The sequence below is a fragment of the Bacteroides uniformis genome, assembly GCF_025147485.1.
Taxonomy (GTDB): Bacteria; Bacteroidota; Bacteroidia; order Bacteroidales; family Bacteroidaceae; genus Bacteroides; species Bacteroides uniformis.
On the sequence record NZ_CP102263.1, the window covers coordinates 415322 to 437055 of the forward strand.

The 21734-nt window shown below is 48.0% G+C and carries 15 protein-coding genes; 2 read left to right on the forward strand and 13 right to left on the reverse strand.

What is annotated here, in order from left to right; genetic code table 11:
• Position 1: 1 nt before the first annotated feature.
• On the reverse strand, positions 2-562 hold the full coding sequence (locus NQ510_RS01690) for a sugar O-acetyltransferase (RefSeq protein ID WP_005829589.1): 561 nt from the start codon (positions 560-562) through the stop codon (positions 2-4).
• Between the two features lie 128 nt (positions 563-690).
• Positions 691-3918 carry a carbamoyl-phosphate synthase (glutamine-hydrolyzing) large subunit gene (gene carB / locus NQ510_RS01695; protein ID WP_005829587.1) on the reverse strand — a complete coding sequence of 1076 codons (3228 nt, stop codon included), beginning with the start codon at positions 3916-3918 and terminating at the stop codon, positions 691-693.
• A 641-nt stretch (positions 3919-4559) separates the two neighbouring features.
• Here carB and NQ510_RS01700 point away from each other — a divergent pair.
• Positions 4560-5204, forward strand: a complete 645-nt coding sequence (locus tag NQ510_RS01700; protein ID WP_005833449.1) for an HU family DNA-binding protein — start codon at positions 4560-4562, stop codon at positions 5202-5204.
• Between the two features lie 74 nt (positions 5205-5278).
• Positions 5279-6373 (forward strand): tryptophan--tRNA ligase, encoded by a 1095-nt coding sequence (gene trpS / locus NQ510_RS01705; RefSeq protein ID WP_005829577.1) that lies wholly within the window; start codon positions 5279-5281, stop codon positions 6371-6373.
• 156 nt (positions 6374-6529) lie between these two features.
• Here trpS and NQ510_RS01710 read toward each other — a convergent pair whose 3' ends face one another.
• The 11 genes from NQ510_RS01710 to clpP all read right to left on the reverse strand — a co-directional run bounded on the left by NQ510_RS01710 (position 6530) and on the right by clpP (position 21632).
• Positions 6530-7723 carry an OmpA family protein gene (locus tag NQ510_RS01710; RefSeq protein ID WP_074668669.1) on the reverse strand — a complete coding sequence of 398 codons (1194 nt, stop codon included), beginning with the start codon at positions 7721-7723 and terminating at the stop codon, positions 6530-6532.
• A gap of 129 nt (positions 7724-7852) precedes the next feature.
• Positions 7853-9769: a DNA mismatch repair endonuclease MutL gene (gene mutL, locus NQ510_RS01715; protein ID WP_005829573.1), complete on the reverse strand. Its 1917-nt coding sequence runs from the start codon at positions 9767-9769 to the stop codon at positions 7853-7855.
• A gap of 39 nt (positions 9770-9808) precedes the next feature.
• The gene (locus NQ510_RS01720; protein ID WP_005829571.1) at positions 9809-10099 is read right to left on the reverse strand and encodes a hypothetical protein; all 291 of its coding nucleotides are present in this window, start codon (positions 10097-10099) and stop codon (positions 9809-9811) included.
• Positions 10100-10103: 4 nt separating this feature from the next.
• Positions 10104-11825, reverse strand: coding sequence for an OstA-like protein (locus NQ510_RS01725; RefSeq protein WP_005829570.1), 1722 nt, complete (start codon positions 11823-11825; stop codon positions 10104-10106).
• A 25-nt stretch (positions 11826-11850) separates the two neighbouring features.
• A complete protein-coding gene (locus NQ510_RS01730) occupies positions 11851-13218 on the reverse strand; it encodes a peptidylprolyl isomerase (RefSeq protein ID WP_005829568.1) in 1368 nt (455 codons plus the stop codon).
• Positions 13219-13228: 10 nt separating this feature from the next.
• Positions 13229-14077 (reverse strand): peptidylprolyl isomerase, encoded by an 849-nt coding sequence (locus tag NQ510_RS01735; RefSeq protein WP_005829565.1) that lies wholly within the window; start codon positions 14075-14077, stop codon positions 13229-13231.
• Between the two features lie 57 nt (positions 14078-14134).
• Complete coding sequence (locus NQ510_RS01740) at positions 14135-15697, reverse strand: peptidylprolyl isomerase (RefSeq protein ID WP_005829563.1); 1563 nt, start codon at positions 15695-15697, stop codon at positions 14135-14137.
• An 89-nt stretch (positions 15698-15786) separates the two neighbouring features.
• The gene (gene guaB / locus NQ510_RS01745; RefSeq protein WP_005829561.1) at positions 15787-17262 is read right to left on the reverse strand and encodes an IMP dehydrogenase; all 1476 of its coding nucleotides are present in this window, start codon (positions 17260-17262) and stop codon (positions 15787-15789) included.
• A gap of 102 nt (positions 17263-17364) precedes the next feature.
• Positions 17365-19548, reverse strand: a complete 2184-nt coding sequence (gene recQ, locus NQ510_RS01750) for a DNA helicase RecQ (protein WP_005829559.1) — start codon at positions 19546-19548, stop codon at positions 17365-17367.
• Between the two features lie 174 nt (positions 19549-19722).
• Positions 19723-20967 carry an ATP-dependent Clp protease ATP-binding subunit ClpX gene (gene clpX / locus NQ510_RS01755; RefSeq protein WP_005829557.1) on the reverse strand — a complete coding sequence of 415 codons (1245 nt, stop codon included), beginning with the start codon at positions 20965-20967 and terminating at the stop codon, positions 19723-19725.
• A 2-nt stretch (positions 20968-20969) separates the two neighbouring features.
• A complete protein-coding gene (gene clpP / locus NQ510_RS01760; RefSeq protein ID WP_005829555.1) occupies positions 20970-21632 on the reverse strand; it encodes an ATP-dependent Clp endopeptidase proteolytic subunit ClpP in 663 nt (220 codons plus the stop codon).
• Positions 21633-21734: the final 102 nt, after the last annotated feature.

The following is a 21734-nucleotide window of genomic DNA, read 5'->3' on the forward strand; positions in this document are numbered from 1 at the left end:
TTCACTTTTTTGCCTCATTTTTCCGGATGACCTTTGCCGGATTACCAACGGCTATGCTATCGGATGGAATATCTTTCGTCACCACACTACCCGCACCGATGATACAACGGTCGCCGACGGTGACGCCTGGACACAGAATGGCACCGCCGCCAATCCAGCAATCCTCTCCTATCGTCACCGGATAGGCATATTCCTTTTCCGTACGACGCTCGATATAATCCATCGGATGATGGGGAGTGTATATCTGTACGCATGGACCGACCAACGTATGGGCACCAATCGTGATATATCCCCCGTCCAGGAAAGTGCAATTGGCATTGACAAAGACATGCTCACCCAGCCGGATCCCATCCCCGTGGTCGCAATGGAAGGGCGGGCAGATGATGGAAGTAGCGGGAATACCTGGCACCAGTTCCTCCAGCAAACTCCGGTAATCCTCATCGTAAGTACTCATCACACGCATTTTTGCCAGCAAGCGCTTGGCATGCTCGAACTTCACCTGTATCTCCGGAACGGACATATCCGCCAACTGGGAGCTACGCATTTTTTCCACTTCATTCATATTATTTCTTCTTTTGATTCATACAGAGACTCAGCCCCGAACAAAAATACGGAAATAAACGCAGTATACCAAAAGAGCGGAAAACCTTTCGGCTTTCCGCTCCTGCAATCGTTTATAGAGCAAACAATTTATTTGTACTCCTGCCAGCTCTTAATCTGGATATCTTCCAGCTTCATTTCGCAGAATGCCTCGATAAAGGCACTTGCCAGGCGGGCATTGGTAATCAACGGAATGTTGTGGTCGATAGCACCGCGACGAATCTTGTAGCCATTGGTCAGCTCGCGTTTCGTATGGTTCTTCGGAATGTTGACAATCAGGTCGAAGGCATGGTCGGCAATCATCGTCATCACGTTGTTTTCCGCATCCGGGCGTTCATCCGGCCAGTAAACGGCTTCCGTCGTCACGCCATGGGCGTTGAGGAAAGCGGCTGTACCTGCCGTAGCATAAATCTTATAGCCTTTGGCAAAGAGCATGCGGCTGGCATCCAGCAAATCCACCTTGGACTTCATGGCTCCGGAGGAGAACATCACGCCCTTCTCGGGACGGGGGATTCTGAATCCGGTAGCAATCATGGCATTCAGCAATGCTTCGGAGAAGTCGTCGCCAATACAGCCTACCTCGCCCGTAGACGACATGTCCACACCCAATACCGGGTCTGCCTTGTGCAGACGGGAGAAGGAGAACTGGCTTGCCTTCACACCGATACGGTCGATGTCGAATGCCGACTTGTCCGGTTGTGTATAGGGAGCGTCCAGCATGATACGGGTAGCAGTCTCGATGAAGTTACGCTTCAGCACCTTGGATACGAACGGGAAGCTGCGCGATGCACGGAGGTTACACTCGATAACCTTCACCTCGTTGTTGCGTGCCAGGAACTGGATATTGAAAGGACCGGAAATATTGAGTTCCTTCGCAATCTGGCGGCTGATTTTCTTGATGCGGCGTGCCGTTGCAAAGTAAATCTTCTGTGCCGGGAATACCAGCGTAGCGTCACCGGAGTGTACACCGGCAAACTCTACGTGCTCGGAGATGGCGTATTCCACCACTTCACCGTTTTGGGCAACAGCGTCGAACTCGATTTCCTTGGTGTTCTGCAAGAACTGGGATACCACCACCGGATATTCCTTAGATACCTCAGCAGCCATCTTCAAGAAGTTTTCCAGTTCTTCTTCATCGTAGCATACATTCATCGCAGCACCGGAGAGTACGTAAGACGGACGCACCAGTACCGGATAGCCCACCTTCTCTACAAAGCCTTTCACATCTTCCAGGCTAGTGAGTTCCTGCCAAGCCGGTTGGTCGATGCCCAGCTGGTCGAGCATGGCAGAGAACTTGTTACGGTTTTCGGCACGGTCGATGGAGATGGGGGAAGTACCCAACACGGGAACTGACTGGCGGTGAAGCTTCATTGCCAGGTTGTTCGGTATCTGTCCACCCACGGACACGATGACACCGCGCGGCTGCTCCAGGTCGATAACGTCGAGCACACGCTCGAAGGAGAGCTCGTCGAAGTAGAGACGGTCGCACATGTCGTAGTCCGTAGAAACGGTTTCGGGGTTATAGTTAATCATGATGGACTTGTAGCCCAGCTTGCGGGCAGTCTGGATGGCATTCACCGAGCACCAGTCGAACTCTACAGACGAACCGATGCGGTAAGCGCCCGAACCAAGCACAACCACTGATTTTTCATTCTTATAATAGTTCACATCATAACCTTGAACGGCATACGTCATGTAGAGGTAGTTCGTCAGTTCCGGATGTTCGGAAGCCACCGTATTGATGCGCTTCACGGCGGGCAGGATGCCCAGCTCCTTACGACGGGCGCGTACGGTAAGGTTTTCCTTCTCCATATTGCCTTGCGGATTCAGCACGAAGCGGGCAATCTGGAAGTCGGAGAAGCCAAGCACTTTGGCTTCGCGCAGCACGTCGGCGGGGATGTCTTCCACCTTATTATATTGGGAAAGTTTCTGCTTGTAGTCTACGATGTTCTTCAGCTTGCCCAAGAACCAGGGGTCAATCTTGGTCAGCTCAAAGATGCGGTCGATGGCATATCCCTTTTCCAGAGCCTCGGCAATGGCAAAGACGCGCAGGTCGGTGGGATGTGACAGTTCGTAATCCAAGTCATCGAACTCCACTCCCTCATTGCCCACGAATCCGTGCATTCCCTGACCAATCATACGCAAGCCCTTCTGGATAATTTCTTCAAAGGAACGTCCGATAGACATGATTTCGCCTACCGACTTCATGCTGGAGCCAATTTCGCGGCTGACACCTACGAACTTCGTCAAGTCCCAACGCGGAATCTTGCAAATCAGGTAATCAAGTTGCGGAGCAGCATATGCAGAATTGGGAGTTCCCATCTCGCCGATTTGGTCGAGCGTATAGCCCAACGCAATCTTGGCAGCCACGAATGCCAGCGGATAACCGGTAGCCTTGGAAGCCAATGCGGAAGAACGGGACAGACGGGCGTTCACCTCGATGACACGATAGTCGTTTGTCTCGGCGTTGAACGCATACTGGATGTTACATTCGCCCACGATGCCCAGGTGGCGGATACATTTGGTGGAGAGCTCCTGCAACATTTTCACCTGCTCGTCGGTCAATGAGCAAGTGGGAGCCACTACGATGGACTCACCCGTATGAATGCCCAGCGGGTCGAAGTTTTCCATGCTTGCCACCGTGAAGCAGTGGTCGTTGGCATCGCGGATTACCTCGAATTCAATTTCCTTCCAACCCTTCAGAGACTCTTCTACCAGAATCTGCTTGGAGAAAGTGAAAGAGCTTTCGGCCAATTTAATGAAGGCTTCCTCGTCCGGACAAATACCGCTTCCCAGTCCACCCAGAGCATAAGCCGAGCGCACCATCACGGGGTAGCCAATCTCGCGGGCTGCCTTCAGTGCGTCCTCCATGCTCTCCACAGCGTGGCTCTTCGGAGTCTTCATCGGAATCTCGTCCAGCTTCTTCACAAAGAGGTCACGGTCTTCGGTGTACATAATCGCCTCAACGGAAGTACCCAGCACGCGCACGCCATATTTCTGAAGAATTCCGTTCTGATAGAGTTCCGTACCGCAGTTCAGCGCCGTCTGTCCGCCGAATGCCAGCAAAATGCCGTCGGGACGTTCTTTCTTGATGATTTCTTCCACGAAATAAGGAGTTACCGGCAAGAAATAAACTTGATCGGCGATACCTTCCGATGTCTGGATAGTAGCAATGTTCGGGTTTACCAAAACAGAACCGATACCTTCTTCGCGCAACGCCTTCAGCGCCTGCGAACCGGAATAGTCAAACTCTCCGGCCTGACCAATCTTGAGCGCACCAGAACCCAAGACAAGCACTTTCTTTAAATTCTTTTCCATATTCTCTTGTTGTCTATTAAGTTACGAGTTACAAGCTACGAACTACGAGTTGTAGCTATTTCACAAAAAAAATGCGTCACCCAATAAAGGATTAACGCATTACCAAAGAACTAAAAATATCTTTCTCGAAAAAAGAGAAACTGACGGCTCCCGAATGAAATTCATTCGAACGGAGGTTATATTTGCTTCTCATTTCCTGCGATTGCATAGTCTCTTTAAAATTTGTGCAAAGTAACGACTTATTTACGAAAAGAGCAAATTGTGGCATATTTTTTTGCATAAAAGAAACGTCATCCTCCATAATAGAAGAGCGGCCGTCGCCCACAACCGAAATCTTTTTCCGAAAAATGCGATTCCATATAAAAAAGAAAGACTATATCTCAGTAAAGGCATTTGCGGATAAATATGAAGATTCTCCCCACCAAAACTTGCTTTTCTCGCCACGGAAACTTACCTTTGTGCCTATACAAAAATAGAACAAGGATTCTGTTTCTACAAACAAAGCCTTTATTCTTAAAAATAAAATTTCTATTCCTTGGAATAAAGGCTTTATTCTAAGATTTCTCCGCCACCAAAAGAACTTTGCTCCGCAGGGAAAAGGACTTTGCAACGAAGGAAAGAAAAGAAAGGAGAACGCAACAATGACCACACGCTACCAAATGAAAGAAATGCCCGACTTGCAAGGCACGGGCGAACCAATCACCTACCCCAAGATGGTGATGACCGGACAGACCGGCACGCGCGAACTGGCGGAATACATCGCCATGACCTCGGGATTCTCGAAAGGCGTAACCGAAGGAATTATCTGCGAACTGGGCGAAGCCCTGGCCCACGAAATGGGAATGGGACGCTCGGTGAAGATAGAAGGATTGGGCGTATTCACCCCCGCACTGTCCATCTACCCCGACAAGGAACGCGAACAGCCCCAAGAAAGCACCACGAAGCGAAACGCGCGGAGCATCTACGTAAGTGGCGTGAACTTCCGCACGGACAAGGCCTTGATTAGAGAAACCAACCATTGGTGCGAACTGGAACGTGCCTCCTGGAAACCCGCACGTTCGTCGAAGAAATACACTCCCGAACAACGTCTGGCTCTGGCGCATCAGTATCTGGACAAGCATGCCTTCCTTACTGTCAGCATCTACCGGCAACTGACCGGACTCGTCCGCTCCACCGCCACCGTGGAACTGCGCAAATGGGCACATACTCCCGGCAGCGGAATCGATACAAGCGGCATCGGAAGCCATAAGGTATACGTGAAAAGGAAAGAAAGCGTCATCCCTTGAGGTTTCGATAATTATAGGTATCTTTGCCGGTCCTAATGGCTTTTATACAATGAAGAAACTAAAAAATACATAATATGGCAAAAGAAAAAATCATCCTTACGGGCGACCGCCCCACAGGACGCCTGCACATAGGACACTATGTAGGCTCATTGAGAAGAAGAGTGGAACTGCAAAACTCCGGCTTATACGACAAGATTTTCATCTTCATCGCCGACGCACAAGCGCTGACGGACAATATGGAGAATCCGGAAAAGGTGCGCCAGAACGTCATCGAGGTGGCACTGGACTACCTGGCTTGCGGACTGGACCCGACGAAGAGTACCATCTTCATCCAATCCCAGATACCGGAACTCTGCGAACTGACCTTCTACTATATGGACCTGGTGACCGTGAGCCGCCTGCAACGCAACCCGACGGTAAAGACCGAAATCCAGATGCGTAATTTCGAGACAAGCATCCCCGTAGGTTTCTTCACCTACCCCATCAGCCAGGCAGCGGACATTACCGCCTTCCGCGCCACTACCGTGCCCGTGGGCGAAGACCAGGAGCCGATGATTGAACAAGCTCGTGAAATCGTACGCCGTTTCAACTATATATATGGTGAAACCCTCGTGGAACCAGAAATCCTGTTGCCCGACAATGCAGCCTGCCTGCGCCTGCCGGGAACGGACGGCAAAGCCAAGATGAGCAAGAGCCTCGGCAACTGTATCTATCTTTCGGACTCTGCCGACGAGGTGCAGAAGAAGGTGAAGAGCATGTATACCGACCCCGACCACCTGCGTGTGCAAGACCCCGGAAAATTGGAAGGCAACACCGTATTCACTTACCTGGATGCCTTTTGCCGTCCGGAACACTTCGGCCTTTATCTGCCCGAATATCCGAATCTGGACGAACTGAAAGCCCACTACCAACGTGGCGGTCTGGGCGACATGAAAGTGAAGAAGTTCCTCAACGAAATTATGCAGGAGACACTGGAGCCTATCCGCAACCGCCGCAAGGAGTTTGAAAAAGACATCCCCGCCATCTACGACATGCTGAAGAAAGGTTGCGAAACTGCCAGGGAAACCGCTGCCGCAACCTTGGACGATGTACGCAAGGCTATGAAGATAAACTACTTTGATGATGCGGAACTGATTGCAGAGCAAGTAAAGAAATTCGGCGGAGAATAAGGGATAGGAGATACGAGTTACAGAAGTTACGAGTTACAAGGAGCTACCTGTTACAAGTTACTGGTTACAAAAAATGAGGGGCATGCGTCATAATAACGCATGCCCCTTCTCATTTCTATAACTCGTAACTCCTTGTAGCTTGTAGCTCGTAGCTTTCTAATTGGCAGATTTCACCAATACCACACGGTTCAGAATCGGCTGTCCGAACTTATCGACACCACCACCGGCATCCACCTTCAGGCGGTCAGCAGGAATTCCGTATTGTTTTACCAATACATCGACCACGGCTTGTGCACGCTTCAAACTCAACTCTTTGTTGAATGCCGGCGTACCGGTTGCAGAGTCTGCATATCCGTTTACAGTGTAAGTGGCGTTCGGGAACTGTTTCATCTGGTCTGCCAGATAAGACAAGTTCATTGCTTCACGTGGAGAGACTTCGGCAGAACCGATATTGAAGAATACGGTACGCGGTGCTATATCCGGATCGGGAACAATCACTTCGGTTTCCGTAACTTCGGCCACCGGCTGGTTCTGTGCAGCCACCAATGCATTCTGCAGCTGCTGGTTGGCAGCTCCCATCTCTGCAAGCTGTGCCTGCATGGCAGCCAGCTCTACCTGAGAAATCAACTGAGGCATCGGGCGACGGAATCCACGGGCGGGGAAACGGTATGTCAACCCTACCGTTGCACTCAGCACGCCATCATATCCATGATCGCCGCCAACTTCGCCATCGAACTTATCTTCAACGCCCATTGCGCTCAGCTCCAGGTTAATATCTATCGCATTGGAAATACGGAAGCGATTGATGATACCCGCGTTTACAGACAGAGCTTCGCGGTGAGGCTTTGTGTAGTTGTGAGTGAAGCCAGCACCTACATAAGGAATGATTTCATACACACGGTGCTGGTTGTATCCTCCAAACAGCGCATTCAGATTGAACATCACATCTCCGTGCAGATTCATATAGTCGAAACGCTGTTTGTAGTAGCCGTCATCCACCTGAGTGCCTTTCACGTAGTCAGCACCTGCATCATACGTATATCCTCTTGCCTGAAGGCCGCTATATTGCAGACGTACTCCCAGTCCCGGGGTGAACCATTTGCCGATGGCAAAATTCAGCGTCGGACTGATACGCTTGCCAAAACTTCCTGCCTTATCATTATCTCCAAAAGTTGCTTCGGCACCACCGCCTATAGAGAAAAACCAATTACTCCAGAACGGATTAGTGATTACCTGATATTTATCCTGAACCTGGATAACACCAAATTCTTCCACAACTTCAGTCTTTTGCTGCGCCATGGCAACAGAAGACACACCAGCTAAAGCCAGTAACATTAGAATCTTTTTCATATACCTTAAAATAGTTAAGTGGTTAATTAAACTCTTTATCATTCAAACTGTCTAATTAACGCCAACAGAACTAAAAGGTTCTGAATATTTGTACTTTTTTTGCCTTGATGCAAAAGAAAGTACTCTTCCTTATTTGGAGAAAAGCTTTTCTATGTCGTCTTCTTTAATGGTCGCCAGCACCGTCTTTCCGTCCGGAGTATAATTCGGGGATGGGCATGCAAACAGATTGTCCACGAGATTGGACATTTCCTCGTTGCTCAGCACTTGTCCATAGACGATGGCCGCAGCACGTGCCAAGGTCGATGCAAGAATTGTCTGCACCTCTTCCTTAACGTCATTCCCTTTTTCCATAGCAGTATGTACCATATTCCGGACCAATTCTACCGGGTTCAACCCCTCTATGCCCGAAGGTATGCCGTTGATGGCATAGCTGCCGCCACCCAGCGGGCTCAAATCGAAGCCTACTGCCGACAAATCTTCCAATATACTTTCCAGTACGGCAGCTTCCGAAGCCGGCAACTGGATAATCTCCGGAAACAATACCCCCTGGGATACGCCTTGTTTCTGTCGAATCTGGCTCATATAGCGGTCGAACAATACCCGGACATGCGCCCGGTGCTGGTCTATCAGCATCAGACCCGATTTAACGGAAGTCAGAATAAAACGCCCCTTGAACTGGAAGTGTTGCGCTCCTTTCTCTACCGTTGCCTCATTGCCATAGAAAGAGGCGCTTGCCCCGGAAGGAACCGTTTCCTGGAAATAAGGAACCCTCTCCTCCTCTCTTGGAGCCGTACCGGTAACCGTATCCTCTACAAAAGGCTCTTCCTCCATCGGCTCGTTCATCCTGCTGGCTTTTTCCAAACCGGAATAAAGCCCCTCCCACTCCACTTTGGGGCGCGAATAATTGCCACCGCCTCCATAGGAAGAAGCGGAAGACGTCTTGAAGGGATTGAAATCCGTGTTATAGTGTACCTTCGGAGGCTCTATCGGACGAGCCTGCTCGAATGCAGGAATATCCGGCATGTCCTCGGTATCAAAATCGATAGTAGGTATAGCGCTAAACTTGCCTAAGGATTCCTTGACCGCAGCCGACAGAATCTGCCAGATAGCCTGCTCATTCTCGAACTTAATCTCCGTCTTCGTCGGATGGATGTTCACATCGATATTGGCAGGGTCTACCTCGAAATAAATAAAGTAGGAGATTTGCTCACCGGCAGGAATCAGCTGCTCATAAGCGTCCATCACCGCTTTGTGGAAATAGGGGTGACGCATATAACGCCCGTTCACAAAAAAGTATTGGTGCGCTCCTTTCTTGCGCGAGGTTTCCGGCTTGGCAACAAAACCGGAAATCTTTATCATCGTCGTATTGACGTCTACGGACAGCAACTGCTGATTCAGTTTCTTTCCGAAAACTGCCATGATGCGTTGCCGCAAAGGCATTACCGGAAGATTGAACAATTCCGTATCATTACTATACAGATAGAAGGCTACCTCAGGATGCACCAGCGCTATACGCTCGAATTCCGTAAGGATATTGCTCAACTCCGTAGAGTTGGCTTTCAGGAATTTACGCCGGGCAGGAATATTGAAGAATAGGTTCTTGATGGAAAAATTGCTTCCCTTAGGGCAGGAAACGGCTTCCTGGCCCTCGACTTTAGAGCCGGCAATCAACAGTCGCGTCCCCAGTTCCTCGCTGGCTGGGCGTGTTTTCAACTCCACTTCAGCTACCGCAGCAATGGAAGCCAACGCTTCTCCACGGAAGCCCATGGTGCGTAGGGCAAACAAATCGGCAGCTTCGCGTATCTTTGAAGTTGCATGGCGTTCAAAAGAAAGACGCGCATCCGTTTCGGACATCCCCTTTCCGTCATCAATCACCTGGATGCAGGTCTTGCCCGCATCGGTAATCAGCACATGTATTTCCTCTGCTTCGGCATCAATTGCATTTTCCACCAATTCCTTCACAACAGATGCCGGACGCTGAATCACCTCTCCGGCAGCAATCTGATTGGCAACCGAATCGGGCAGCAAATGAATGATATCGCTCATGATAATGTTTAATGATTAGAGATTAATGATTAATCATTATTAAATGATTCCGTTACTGATGGCATACCACAGATAAATCAGCACAGCTATGACAACAAGGATTATGCCCAAATGCATCGGCTTACGTCCGCTCTCCTTGCGCCGCTTCAAGTGAGTTGTTCCTTCTATGAATTTGCCCCGTATATCCTCGGGCGAGAATTCCTTTTCCGGCAGCATACCCAGGTCACGCTTGGCGTTTTCTTCCATCTTCGCCAACTTCTCTTTCCGCTCATCCACATAGATATAGCTATGATTGAAGCCACGAGGCTTCCGCATTGCAAACATTCCCATGACGCTACTTATTATTTCGTTTAATATGCATATTCCTTGGCGAAGTTACAGGTTTCCGGTCACTTTTCTTCAATACTTCACCTGCTTTTTTAGCCCTCCACTCGAAGATGTCCTCCTTGTTGAGCGGACGGATGTAGTCGAACCAAACAAAAGAAGGCAGCCTGCTCTTATCTGGTGGAATCTGGTCCAAAGGATAGGCTGTACCGGTAGTCTTTCCAACAAAGACTCCGCGCTCCATTCTTCTCTCCTTCAAGTACATTTTCAAAAGTCCACCTTCCGAATAGTTCATCATAATCAGCGAACTGTCCTTCTCCTCTACCGGATAATACACCACCAATACATTGCCGTTTACCTCCACCAGACGCATGTCTCCATCTATGAAGAAAGCTTTCATCTCCTTACCGGAAACTTGGTTATAGTGAATACTGTCCTTTTTCTCTACCGTCAGGGCCTGATTGATGATATGTGCCCAGTCGATGGTACTATCGTTCATGTAAATTTTAATTTCCTCGCCCAACAACTGTTGTTCCCCGTGCCACAAGATAGGGTCGGTGTACATCGTCATGCAAGAGTCCTTGGAATTATACACCAACGAATCGCATACGGCCTGCACATCCGTGCGATAAGCACGCACCTTATGATAGGCACGCATCTCCCGGTACATGGAATCGGTATTCATATGGTAGGTAATCAGCCGCAAAGTATCACCGTGCATAAACAGACTGTCGCCCTGCGAATAGTCGATAGCTACGGCACGTTTGGTGGCAACGGCGCTTCCGGTCAGTTCGTTGTAGAAACAATAGTCGCCAGTCAACATGTTCCGGTTGACCGTATCATTCATCTGTACATTGTCAAAAGCCTCGCCGTATCCCAAGATGCGGTCGTAGAAAAGGCTGTCACCGGTCAGTTTCTTGCCTTCGTTAGTCAGTACGGAACGGTCGAGCAGTTCTGCCTGCTCAGTAGTCGTATTGTACACGCCACGTTCGGAATAAATATGATTTTGGTCACTCACAATGTCGGAGGGGCCTAAAATAGTAGCAATCTTGGTAGCTGTACTATACTTCAAGGTATCCGAAGTCAAGACAAACTTCGGATTGACCAGCTTCACGTCGTGATTGAAGACAGCCAACTTGGTGGCAGGGCTATATTCTCCCCACTCGGAAGTCAGCACATTATCCTCGTCGGTCAGCGTACCGCCTTCGAAGTAATAACCCAAATCGTACAGACGGTCATAGTTCAAACTGTCGGTTGTCAGCACCGTATTACGATTTATCATACGTACATTCTCACGCAGCATGGCCAGCTGCGACATGCCGTCATAATACAGATAGTCTCCATAGATAAACAAGGTGTCGCCCTGCTCCATACGCACATTGCCGAATGCCTCCACAGAATTTATCTTTTCGAATATCAGCGCACTATCACAGAACATGTACATACTGTCATGCTTCATCCTCACCGAACCGATGAGTACCTGCACATCAGGACGCAACTGTTTGTCCGCCTGCGCCTCATCTGCGTACAACAAATCGACGCGCGTCTTCTTCTTTTCCGACGTCTCCGTCTTTTTCTGTTCAATCGAGTCCACTTTCCTCTTCTCCGGTGCACCAGTACTCTTCTTTTTGTCCTGCGCACTCAGCAGACAGATGCCAAACAAGCATAGAATGCCTACCAGGAGGTATCTATGCTTGTTCAGGAAATGATTTTTTGTATTCTTCTTTTGCATACAAATCCATGTAAATCCTTCCGGATTATTCTTTGATCCAGCCCGGATACTTGAACGTACAGTTATTCTTCCAATTATCCTTGATACGGACATACGTGTGCTTCTGCTTCTCACGAATCCACTTGTCCAGCACTTCGTCGCGGCGTTTCTCCAACACAATCTCTTTCAAGTTCTGATAGTCATCGGCAATGGTAGCCTTGTGTCCCGTCGTACGGCTCTTCAGTTTCACAATCACACACTCTTCTTTTCCGGTCTTTTGCGGAATCATGGTGAAGGCTTCGGAGATTTCGCCCACTTTCATCTTATCCACCACCTTGGCTATTTCAGGGGGAAGTTCCTGCATCTCAAAACGGGAAGTGTTCGTATTGGGATTCGGCAACAAACCATGATTGTTACGCGTATCCTTATCCTGCGAAAGCACTGAGGCAGCCTCTTCAAAAGAGAACTTGTTATTGCGGATATCATCGGCAATAGAATCCAAACGGGCACAACCGGCAGCCAGAGCTTCTTCCGGAATATGCGGTTTCAACAGAATGTGGCGTGTTTTAATACGGTCACCGCGCTTCTCTATCAACTGAATGATATGGAAACCATATTCAGACTCTACAATCTTGGAAACCTTGCTGGGGTCTTGCAAGTTGAAAGCTACATTGGCATAAGCGGGGTCCAGCATACCGCGTCCCGAAAACTCTATTTCACCGCCACGCATGGCCGAGCCACGGTCCTCGGAGTACAGACGAGCCAACATGGAAAAGCTTTCGCCCTTATTGACACGGTCGGTATACTCACGCAGACGCCTCTTTACATCTTCTATTTCCTCCAAAGGAACCTTGGGCTGCTGAGTGATAATCTGCACCTCCACCTGGGTAGGGATATAAGGAATGCTGTCCTGCGGCAAATCCTTGAAGTAACGGCGCACCTCAGCCGGAGTTATCTTAATCTCACCCACCAGTTTCTGCTGCATCTTCTGAACTTTCAATCCTTCACGGGCATTCTCGCGCAGCGTTTCACGAATCTGGCTGGAAGTCTTATTGAAGTATTCCTCCATTTTCTCACGCGAACCGATGTTGGCGATATACATGTTCGTCATATAGTCCACACGCTGGATAACCTCACTCTCGGATACTTCGATACTGTCGAGGGCAGCCTGGTGAAGATACAGCTTCTGCACGGCTATCTCCTCCGGTATCACGCAATAAGGGTCACGGTCAAATTTGCGTCCTTCATACAATGCACTCATGCGTGCTTCTTCCACTTCGGACTTCAGTATAGCCTCGTCACCTACTACCCACACTACCTCGTCAATTACGTTGTCTTGTCCATAAACGGTAGAACCGACTAATAGCGTCAAGGCAAATAAAATTACAAACTTAAAGTTCATACACTGTTTCATTCTTGGTGTCTTATTCTAAATAATATTTAATCTTGTCTCTTTTCACCGCCCGTTGGTACAAATCATCCTTCACTTGCTTCATGAATTCCACCTGCTTCACGTTCAGCAGCATATCCTTCACTTGCCTACGGGCAAACTCATAGGGTTCCTGCTCTCCCACCGGGCGATAATCGCTCACATTCAGGAAATAATGGAAAGCCGTATCCTTCAGCTCTACATGGCGATTCTTGTCCAGATACTCGTCCACATTAGGAACCTTCAAGGGCAGCATATCCAGCACTTCCGATACCGGCACCCATTTATCATAAAAATACTCATACTTCACAGCATTCTGCAGACTGTACTTTTCCAGATGTTCCACCGCCTCACGGGTTTCCGTCTTGTACCAGCGACGAACATTGCCCAGCTGCGGGGCTGTCAAAGGAACTTTGATGAACAAGCCTTTCATCAACGGACGTTCCACCTTGAAGAGCGCCTGGTTCTTCTCGTAATACTCCGTCAAGTCTTGTTCTGAAATCTCCTCTGATAGCCGCTGATGTATTAAAGCCTGCTGATAGGTATGCATTATCAATGCTTTGCGATAATTCTCCACAAGTTTATCAATCTCACCGTTATTGGGAATATTGCTCTGCGCTTTATCGTACAGCAAAATATCTTCCACCCAATTACGGATATAATGTTCTGCAAACAACAGACTGTCGTCTTTGGACAAACCGGCAGGAAGTACCGATTGCAAATCTTCCCGGTAAAGGAAATTGCCGTCCAACTCCACTAACGGTGTCCACCCTTTATGGTCGTGCTGCTCGCTGCACGCCGCACAGAGAAGGAAAATTAAAAGCCCAAAGCAGGTTGTTCGCATCACCAACTGATATTTACTTCGTTTTGAGGTACGAAGATAGTGTTTTAATCGGTTGCATCAGTGATTATTAACGGTTTTTAAAACCTCTTGGTCAATTTCAACCTTACCGGCAGCACGCAACTTTGCCACCCAATGCGTTTCCAAATAGTTCCGATAAGCGGTTACGAGCGGCTCTCGCACCTCTTGCCAACTATCTGGTCCCTTCTGCTTACGACCTTGTACAGCAGTAAAGGGAAATGACAAAACCGGGGTTGCATTCTTCCCTTTGAACACCAATTCATCCACATATGCATTATCACCGGGAGCAAATAATCCTTGCTCTGCCCGCACCTTGGGAGTATCGCCGGCATTGAAAGTGAGACGGATGGCATCCATCCACTCCTCTTCCGGAATCTGTTTCAGAAATTTCCGTACTTGCTTCGCCACCCGCTTGGTAGTACAATGCAGCACAATACCCTTATAACGCGGTTCGTCCCAATGGAAGTCCGAACGGTGCGCCTCAAAATATGCTTTCAATCCCGCTTCATCCACCACACTCCTCTTTCCCACTTCACGGTCAGTGATTTCGGCAAGCAACATGCTGTCACGATGCCCCTGCACCAACGCACAGAATTCGGGATGCTTCAATTCCAGACGGGAGTTTTCATAGTCCAGAATCGTTTTTACTGTAAAAGCCTCCAACTGTCTGCGCGTCCCTGCCGGATAAACAGCGGCAAATCCGGCAAACTCTTTTCCACCGTATGCCTTGCCATCCAGTGTAAACAATACACGGGAAGTGCTTCCTTTGGCCAGCAGTTCGTCGATACCGGCTTTATCCGGCATATAGTGATATTCTTTCTTCAGTTTATCCACAAAAGCCCGCGTTCCTTTATCCATTCCATGACGACGGGTTTGACAACGGATTATCTTGTCCTTCATCCTCTCAAAAGGAAGGATTTCCTGCTGTTCGAGTACTTTCACGATATGAATGCCTTGAGGAGTGAGGAACGGACGGGAAATCTCTCCGGCATTCAACCCGAATACAATATCCTCAAACTCCACCGGCATCTGCAGCCAACCCACCCAAAACGCTTTCTTCTCATCGGAAAATTGCTCGACGCAAGCATCGAAAGACGGCACAGCTCCCCCTTCCTTTGCAAGAGCCCTGTAGATAGAATCCATCCTGGACTCCATCTCACGCAAGGTATGACCGGAAATATTCTGGGGAAGATATTTAAAAATATGCTTCACATATACCCGGCCCGCACGCCGGCCGGATTTCATCTTGTCATAATACTGCCGTGCCTCCTGCTCTGCCGTCTCCTCATCTGTCAAGTATGATTTAATCAGACAGCGGCGATACTCATCCTGCTCCTTCTGGAAGACACGGGAAGTATCCAATCCCGCAACTTCGGCAGCCTCTATTTTCAGCCTGAAGTCTATAAACTTATTCACATATGCATCCAATGCCTTCCGGCCTGCACCGACAGAGGTACCGCCCTTATTATAGCTACGTTCGAATTCAGAACGGAGGACCTCCTTTCCATTGATACGCATCAGTACCGGATCGTCCTGGGCCGAAACAGCCAATCCGAACCCGAGGAAGAAAAACACCCAAAACAATCTAACCATAAGCACCATCCGTTCTTTTTATACGGCTGCAAATATAAACAAAATGCCCGGAAAGCGGCAATCTCTCTCCGGGCATTCACTATTATTTTGTTATTATCTTACTCTGGACGGCTATAGTTCGGTGCCTCACTGGTTATAGATACATCATGCGGATGGCTTTCGAGTACACCTGCATTAGTAATGCGGGTAAACTTGGCATCGTGCAGTTTCTCTATATTGGCTGCACCGCAATAGCCCATACCGGCACGCAGACCGCCAACCAACTGATAAATCACTTCATACAAAGTACCTTTATAAGGAACGCGGGCAGCAATGCCCTCTGGAACCAATTTCTTCACGTCACTGGTACCGCTTTGGAAGTAGCGGTCCTTGGAACCATTTTCCATAGCTTCCAGCGACCCCATACCCCGATAGGACTTGAACTTACGACCGTTGAAAATAATCGTATCGCCCGGAGACTCTTCCGTTCCGGCAACCAGCGAACCGATCATCACGCTGTAACCACCGGCAGCCAACGCCTTCACCACATCGCCCGAGTAACGCAAACCGCCATCGGCAATCAAAGGAATACCCGTGCCCTTCAGTGCCTTTGCCACATCATAAACCGCAGACAACTGAGGAACACCCACACCGGCAACTACACGGGTAGTGCAGATGGAACCCGGACCGATGCCCACCTTTACTCCATCAGCACCAGCCTCGACCAATGCCTTCGCAGCTTCACCGGTAGCAATATTACCAACAACAATATCAATATGAGGGAAGTTAGCCTTGGCTTCTTTCAATTTTTCAATAACCCCCTTGGAATGTCCGTGAGCCGTATCAATGACAATGGCATCCGCCCCTGCATCCACCAAAGCCCGCATGCGCTCCAAAGTGTCATTCGTCACTCCCACTCCGGCAGCAACGCGCAGACGACCTTTGCTATCCTTGCACGCCATAGGTTTATCCTTTGCCTTGGTAATATCCTTATAGGTAATCAGACCTACCAATTTGTTGTCTTTATCTACTACCGGCAACTTCTCGATTCTATGTTCTTGCAGAATTTGAGAAACAGCCTCCATATCCGTCGTAGGATTGGTAGTAATGATGTTCTCCTTAGTCATTACCTCATCGATACGCTTATTCATATCTTTCTCAAAACGAAGGTCACGATTGGTAACAATGCCTACCAAATATCTTTCATCATCTACCACCGGAATACCACCAATCTTGTATTCAGCCATCAAAGCCAGCGCATCAGCTACCGTAGAACCTCTCTTGATAGTCACCGGGTCATAAATCATACCGTTTTCGGCACGCTTCACAATAGCTACCTGACGTGCCTGCTCCTCAATGGACATATTCTTATGAATAACTCCGATACCACCTTCGCGGGCAATGGCAATAGCCATCTTCGCTTCGGTAACCGTATCCATGGCAGCAGTTACAAACGGGATTTTTAACTCAATGTTTCGTGAAAACTTAGTCGAGAGTTCGACTGTTTTGGGCAAGACTTCAGAATAAGCGGGGATTAACAGTACGTCGTCATAAGTTAATCCATCCATTACAATCTTATCAGCAATAAATGACATAGGGCTATGCGTTTAAAATTTATTGCGTGCAAATATACGGTTTTTATTCCATTCCGTATACTTGCACGCAACATTTTTTTCTTTTTTATCAACTAAAACCAATCAGTTTGCCATCTCTGAAATAAACTTGATGCGTACCAAACGTACCTCTTCTTCCGTAAAGTCATCACCCAACTCATCCAGAGCATCGTCAATCTTATCAGTGGTAGATTCCTTGAAATAATCATAGATATCCAGCAAGTGGTCTTCATCCATAATATCCTCCAAGAAATAGTCGATATTCAATTTCGTTCCGGAGTAGACGATAGCTTCTATCTCATCCAGCAGCTCTTCAAACTCAATGCCCTTTGACATGGCAATGTCATCCAATGCCACCTTACGGTCAATGGCCTGAATGATGGCCACCTTCATTTTTGACTTATTGGCCACAGTACGCACACGCAAGTCCTCGGGACGTTCAATCTCATTCTCCTCACAGTGCCGCTTAATGAGTTTACAGAATTCCTCGCCGTAGCGTTTTGCCTTTCCGGCTCCTACACCCGGTATGTTCTGCAACTCGTCCAAAGTCACCGGATATATGGTCGCCATCGCTTCCAAAGACGGGTCTTGGAAAATGACATAAGGAGGCACTTCCAACTTCTTGGACAACTTCTTTCGTAAGTCCTTCAACATGGAGTACAATGCCGGGTCTACCGCACACGCACCGCCTCCACGTGCAGGTGCTTCCTCTTCCACATCCTCAAAGTCATTGTCTTCCACTATTTTGAATGATTTGGGATGTTTAAGGAACTTCTTACCGTCATCTGTCACTTTCAGCAAGCCATAGTTTTCGACATCCTTACTCAGGTAACCGGCAATAAGTGCCTGACGGATCACAGCATTCCACGTTTTGTCTTCTTCGCCCATACCAGAGCCGAACACTTCGAGATCTTCATGCAGATGCGCCTGCACTTCTGAAGTTTCCTTACCTTGTATTATGTCTATAATATAGTCCGCTTTAAAATTTTCTTTCACCGCGAGAATAGCTTCAATCACGGTACACAATAATTCTTGAGCTTCCACTTGTTTTTTCGGATTTAAACAATTGTCACAATTACCACAATTTTCTTCTATATATTCTTCGCCGAAGTAATGAAGCAATGCTTTTCGGCGGCATACGGAAGATTCGGCATACGCAGCAGTCTCCAGCAGAAGCTGCTTGCCAATTTCCTGCTCTGCTACAGGTTTGCCTTGCATAAACTTCTCGAGCTTCTGCAAGTCTTTATTGGTATAGAAAGTAATACACTGCCCTTCTCCTCCATCTCTTCCGGCACGTCCGGTCTCCTGGTAATATCCTTCCAGACTTTTGGGTATATCGTAATGGATGACATAGCGCACATCCGGTTTGTCAATCCCCATACCAAAAGCAATGGTAGCTACAATCACATCAATTTTTTCCATCAGGAAATCATCCTGGTTCTGTGTTCGTGTAGCCGAATCCATTCCGGCATGATAGGCACGGGCATTGATTCCGTTTGCCTGCAGGATTTCAGCAAGCTCCTCCACTTTCTTCCGGCTCAGGCAATAGATAATGCCTGACTTTTCGGGATTGTTCTTAATGAACTTGATGATGTCCCGGTCTACATTTGCAGTCTTGGGGCGTACCTCATAATAGAGATTCGGGCGGTTGAACGATGACTTGAACACCTGCGCATCCACCATACCCAGATTCTTCTGGATGTCATGCTGCACTTTCGGTGTAGCCGTCGCAGTCAACGCTATCAGAGGGGCTTTTCCTATTTCATTGATAATGGGACGGATGCGGCGATACTCAGGACGGAAGTCATGACCCCATTCAGAAATACAATGGGCTTCGTCCACGGCATAGAACGAAATCTTCACCGTTTTCAGAAACTCCACATTCTCTTCCTTCGTCAGTGATTCCGGAGCTACATACAACAGCTTTGTCTTACCACTGAGTATGTCGGACCGGACCTGGTCTATCGCGCTCTTGTTTAGGGAAGAATTGATGAAGTGGGCTATCCCATCCTCTTCGCTGAAGTTACGCATCGCATCGACCTGATTCTTCATCAAGGCAATCAGAGGAGAAATCACGATACCCGTGCCCTCCATCAACAAGGACGGCAGTTGGTAGCACAAAGATTTTCCACCACCGGTAGGCATCAACACGAATGTATCATTACCCGCCAACAGATTCTCTATGATTGCTTCCTGATTTCCTTTAAATGTATCGAACCCGAAGTATTTCTTCAGCTGGTCTATCAAATTAATCTTCTTCCCTGCCATGATTCATTAGGTTGTTGTTTATTGAGTTAACTTTTAATAGTGGTACTCCGCCTTGTTTTCACAAAGAACCCTAACAAAGTTATAAACAACTTCTTAAATTTCAAGCATAATCCATCGAATATTTTTCAATAAAAAGTAAAATAGTCGGTTTTACCCCGTATTACCATCTGATTCTTAAGCACTTTGCAGTCGTGCTATATTTGCCTTTTCAAGCTGGCGCTTGGCGTAGTCCAACGTCACAACAAAATTGTCCTTCTGTTCTGACGGAATTTCGAACATGGCATCCATCATAATTGTCTCCACAATGGAACGCAAGCCGCGGGCTCCCAACTTATATTCTACCGCTTTATCCACGATATATTCAAATACAGCATCTTCAAACGTCAGCTTCACATTGTCCATCTCAAACAGTTTGATGTATTGCTTGATGATGGAATTCTTCGGTTCCGTAAGAATGGAGCGCAATGCCGCACGGTCCAACGGATTCAGATAAGTCAGCACCGGAAGGCGGCCGATAATCTCGGGAATCAGTCCGAACGACTTCAAATCCTGCGGAGCAATGTACTGCATCATGTTGCTCTTATCAATGGTTGCCGTATTGCGTACAGCGCTATACCCGACAACGTGCGTATTCAGCCGCTGGGCAATTTTCTTTTCAATGCCATCGAAAGCCCCACCGCAAATGAACAGAATATTCTTGGTATTGACCGGAATCATTTTCTGGTCGGGATGCTTGCGCCCACCCTGGGGAGGCACATTCACCACAGAACCTTCCAGCAGTTTCAGCAATCCCTGCTGCACGCCTTCACCACTCACATCACGGGTTATGGAAGGATTATCACCCTTGCGCGCTATTTTGTCTATCTCATCAATAAACACGATACCTTGCTCTGCCTCGGGCACGTTATAATCCGCCACCTGGAGCAGACGTGTCAAAATGCTTTCAATGTCCTCACCCACATAACCTGCCTCTGTCAGAACTGTTGCATCTACAATAGTAAAAGGAACATGCAGCAACTTTGCGATAGTACGCGCCAATAACGTCTTTCCCGTACCGGTACTGCCTACCATGATGATGTTCGATTTTTCAATCTCCACATCATCACCGCCGTCCTTCTGGAGCAGACGTTTGTAATGGTTGTACACCGACACAGACAAGAAACGCTTGGCATCGTCCTGACCAATGACATATTGATCGAGGAACTTCTTTATTTCTACGGGTTTAGGAAGTTCTTTCAGATTCAGCTTCGTGGCACTTGCCTTCTTGCCAGCCCCCAAAGCCTCCTGAGTAATCTCATAAGCCTGGGTGGCGCAACTGTCGCAGATATAGCCATTCATCCCCGTTATGAGAAATCCGACTTCATCTTCGGTGCGACCACAAAAACTGCATCTATTTTTATTCTTTCTTGAATCTGCCATATTTATTTTTTAATCAAAACCTCATCTACCATACCATATTCTTTGGCTTCCTGGGCTGTCATCCAGTAGTCACGGTCAGAATCTGCCCATACCTTGTCAAAGGGAGTGTGGGAGTGGTCGGCGATAATGGTATAAAGTTCTTTCTTCAACTTCTGGATTTCACGTGCCGTGATTTCAATATCCGAGGCCTGCCCCTGGGCACCTCCCATCGGCTGGTGTATCATCACGCGGGAGTGGGTCAATGCGGAGCGTTTGCCTTCGGCACCGGCAACCAGCAATACGGCTGCCATGCTTGCCGCCATTCCAGTACAGATGGTAGCCACATCACTACTGATGAACTGCATGGTATCATAAATACCCAGACCGGCATATACCGAACCGCCCGGCGAATTGATATAGATGGAAATATCCTTACCCGGATCCACCGAATCCAGATAAAGCAACTGAGCCTGCAAAGTATTGGCTGTATAGTCATCAACCTGCGTACCGAGGAAAATGATGCGGTCCATCATCAGACGGGAAAACACGTCCAACTGCGTTACATTGAGCTGGCGTTCCTCGAGGATATAGGGATTCAAATAGCCGGCTTGTGATTTAATCACATCGTCCAGCACCAAACTGTTCATACCAAGATGCTTGGTAGCGTATTTTCTAAAATCATCCATTTCTTTCTATTTTTTAATTTATAAGGATACAAAGAAACAAAAAAGAACACAGAGACACAAAAAAACACAGAGTTATAGTTTGTCAAACTCTGTGTTTCTTTA

Excerpts from the sequence above, each read along its gene's own strand:
- clpX (WP_005829557.1), bottom strand. The coding sequence starts at position 20,967 with ATGGCAGATTCAAGAAAGAATAAAAATAGATGCAGTTTTTGTGGTCGC.
- mutL (WP_005829573.1), bottom strand. The coding sequence starts at position 9,769 with ATGAGCGATATCATTCATTTGCTGCCCGATTCGGTTGCCAATCAGATT.
- NQ510_RS01730 (WP_005829568.1), bottom strand. The coding sequence starts at position 13,218 with ATGAAACAGTGTATGAACTTTAAGTTTGTAATTTTATTTGCCTTGACG.
- NQ510_RS01720 (WP_005829571.1), bottom strand. The coding sequence starts at position 10,099 with ATGGGAATGTTTGCAATGCGGAAGCCTCGTGGCTTCAATCATAGCTAT.
- NQ510_RS01690 (WP_005829589.1), bottom strand. The coding sequence starts at position 562 with ATGAATGAAGTGGAAAAAATGCGTAGCTCCCAGTTGGCGGATATGTCC.
- NQ510_RS01740 (WP_005829563.1), bottom strand. The coding sequence starts at position 15,697 with ATGGTGCTTATGGTTAGATTGTTTTGGGTGTTTTTCTTCCTCGGGTTC.
- trpS (WP_005829577.1), top strand. The coding sequence starts at position 5,279 with ATGGCAAAAGAAAAAATCATCCTTACGGGCGACCGCCCCACAGGACGC.
- NQ510_RS01735 (WP_005829565.1), bottom strand. The coding sequence starts at position 14,077 with ATGCGAACAACCTGCTTTGGGCTTTTAATTTTCCTTCTCTGTGCGGCG.
- clpP (WP_005829555.1), bottom strand. The coding sequence starts at position 21,632 with ATGGATGATTTTAGAAAATACGCTACCAAGCATCTTGGTATGAACAGT.
- NQ510_RS01710 (WP_074668669.1), bottom strand. The coding sequence starts at position 7,723 with ATGAAAAAGATTCTAATGTTACTGGCTTTAGCTGGTGTGTCTTCTGTT.
- NQ510_RS01700 (WP_005833449.1), top strand. The coding sequence starts at position 4,560 with ATGACCACACGCTACCAAATGAAAGAAATGCCCGACTTGCAAGGCACG.
- guaB (WP_005829561.1), bottom strand. The coding sequence starts at position 17,262 with ATGTCATTTATTGCTGATAAGATTGTAATGGATGGATTAACTTATGAC.
- carB (WP_005829587.1), bottom strand. The coding sequence starts at position 3,918 with ATGGAAAAGAATTTAAAGAAAGTGCTTGTCTTGGGTTCTGGTGCGCTC.
- recQ (WP_005829559.1), bottom strand. The coding sequence starts at position 19,548 with ATGGCAGGGAAGAAGATTAATTTGATAGACCAGCTGAAGAAATACTTC.
- NQ510_RS01725 (WP_005829570.1), bottom strand. The coding sequence starts at position 11,825 with ATGCAAAAGAAGAATACAAAAAATCATTTCCTGAACAAGCATAGATAC.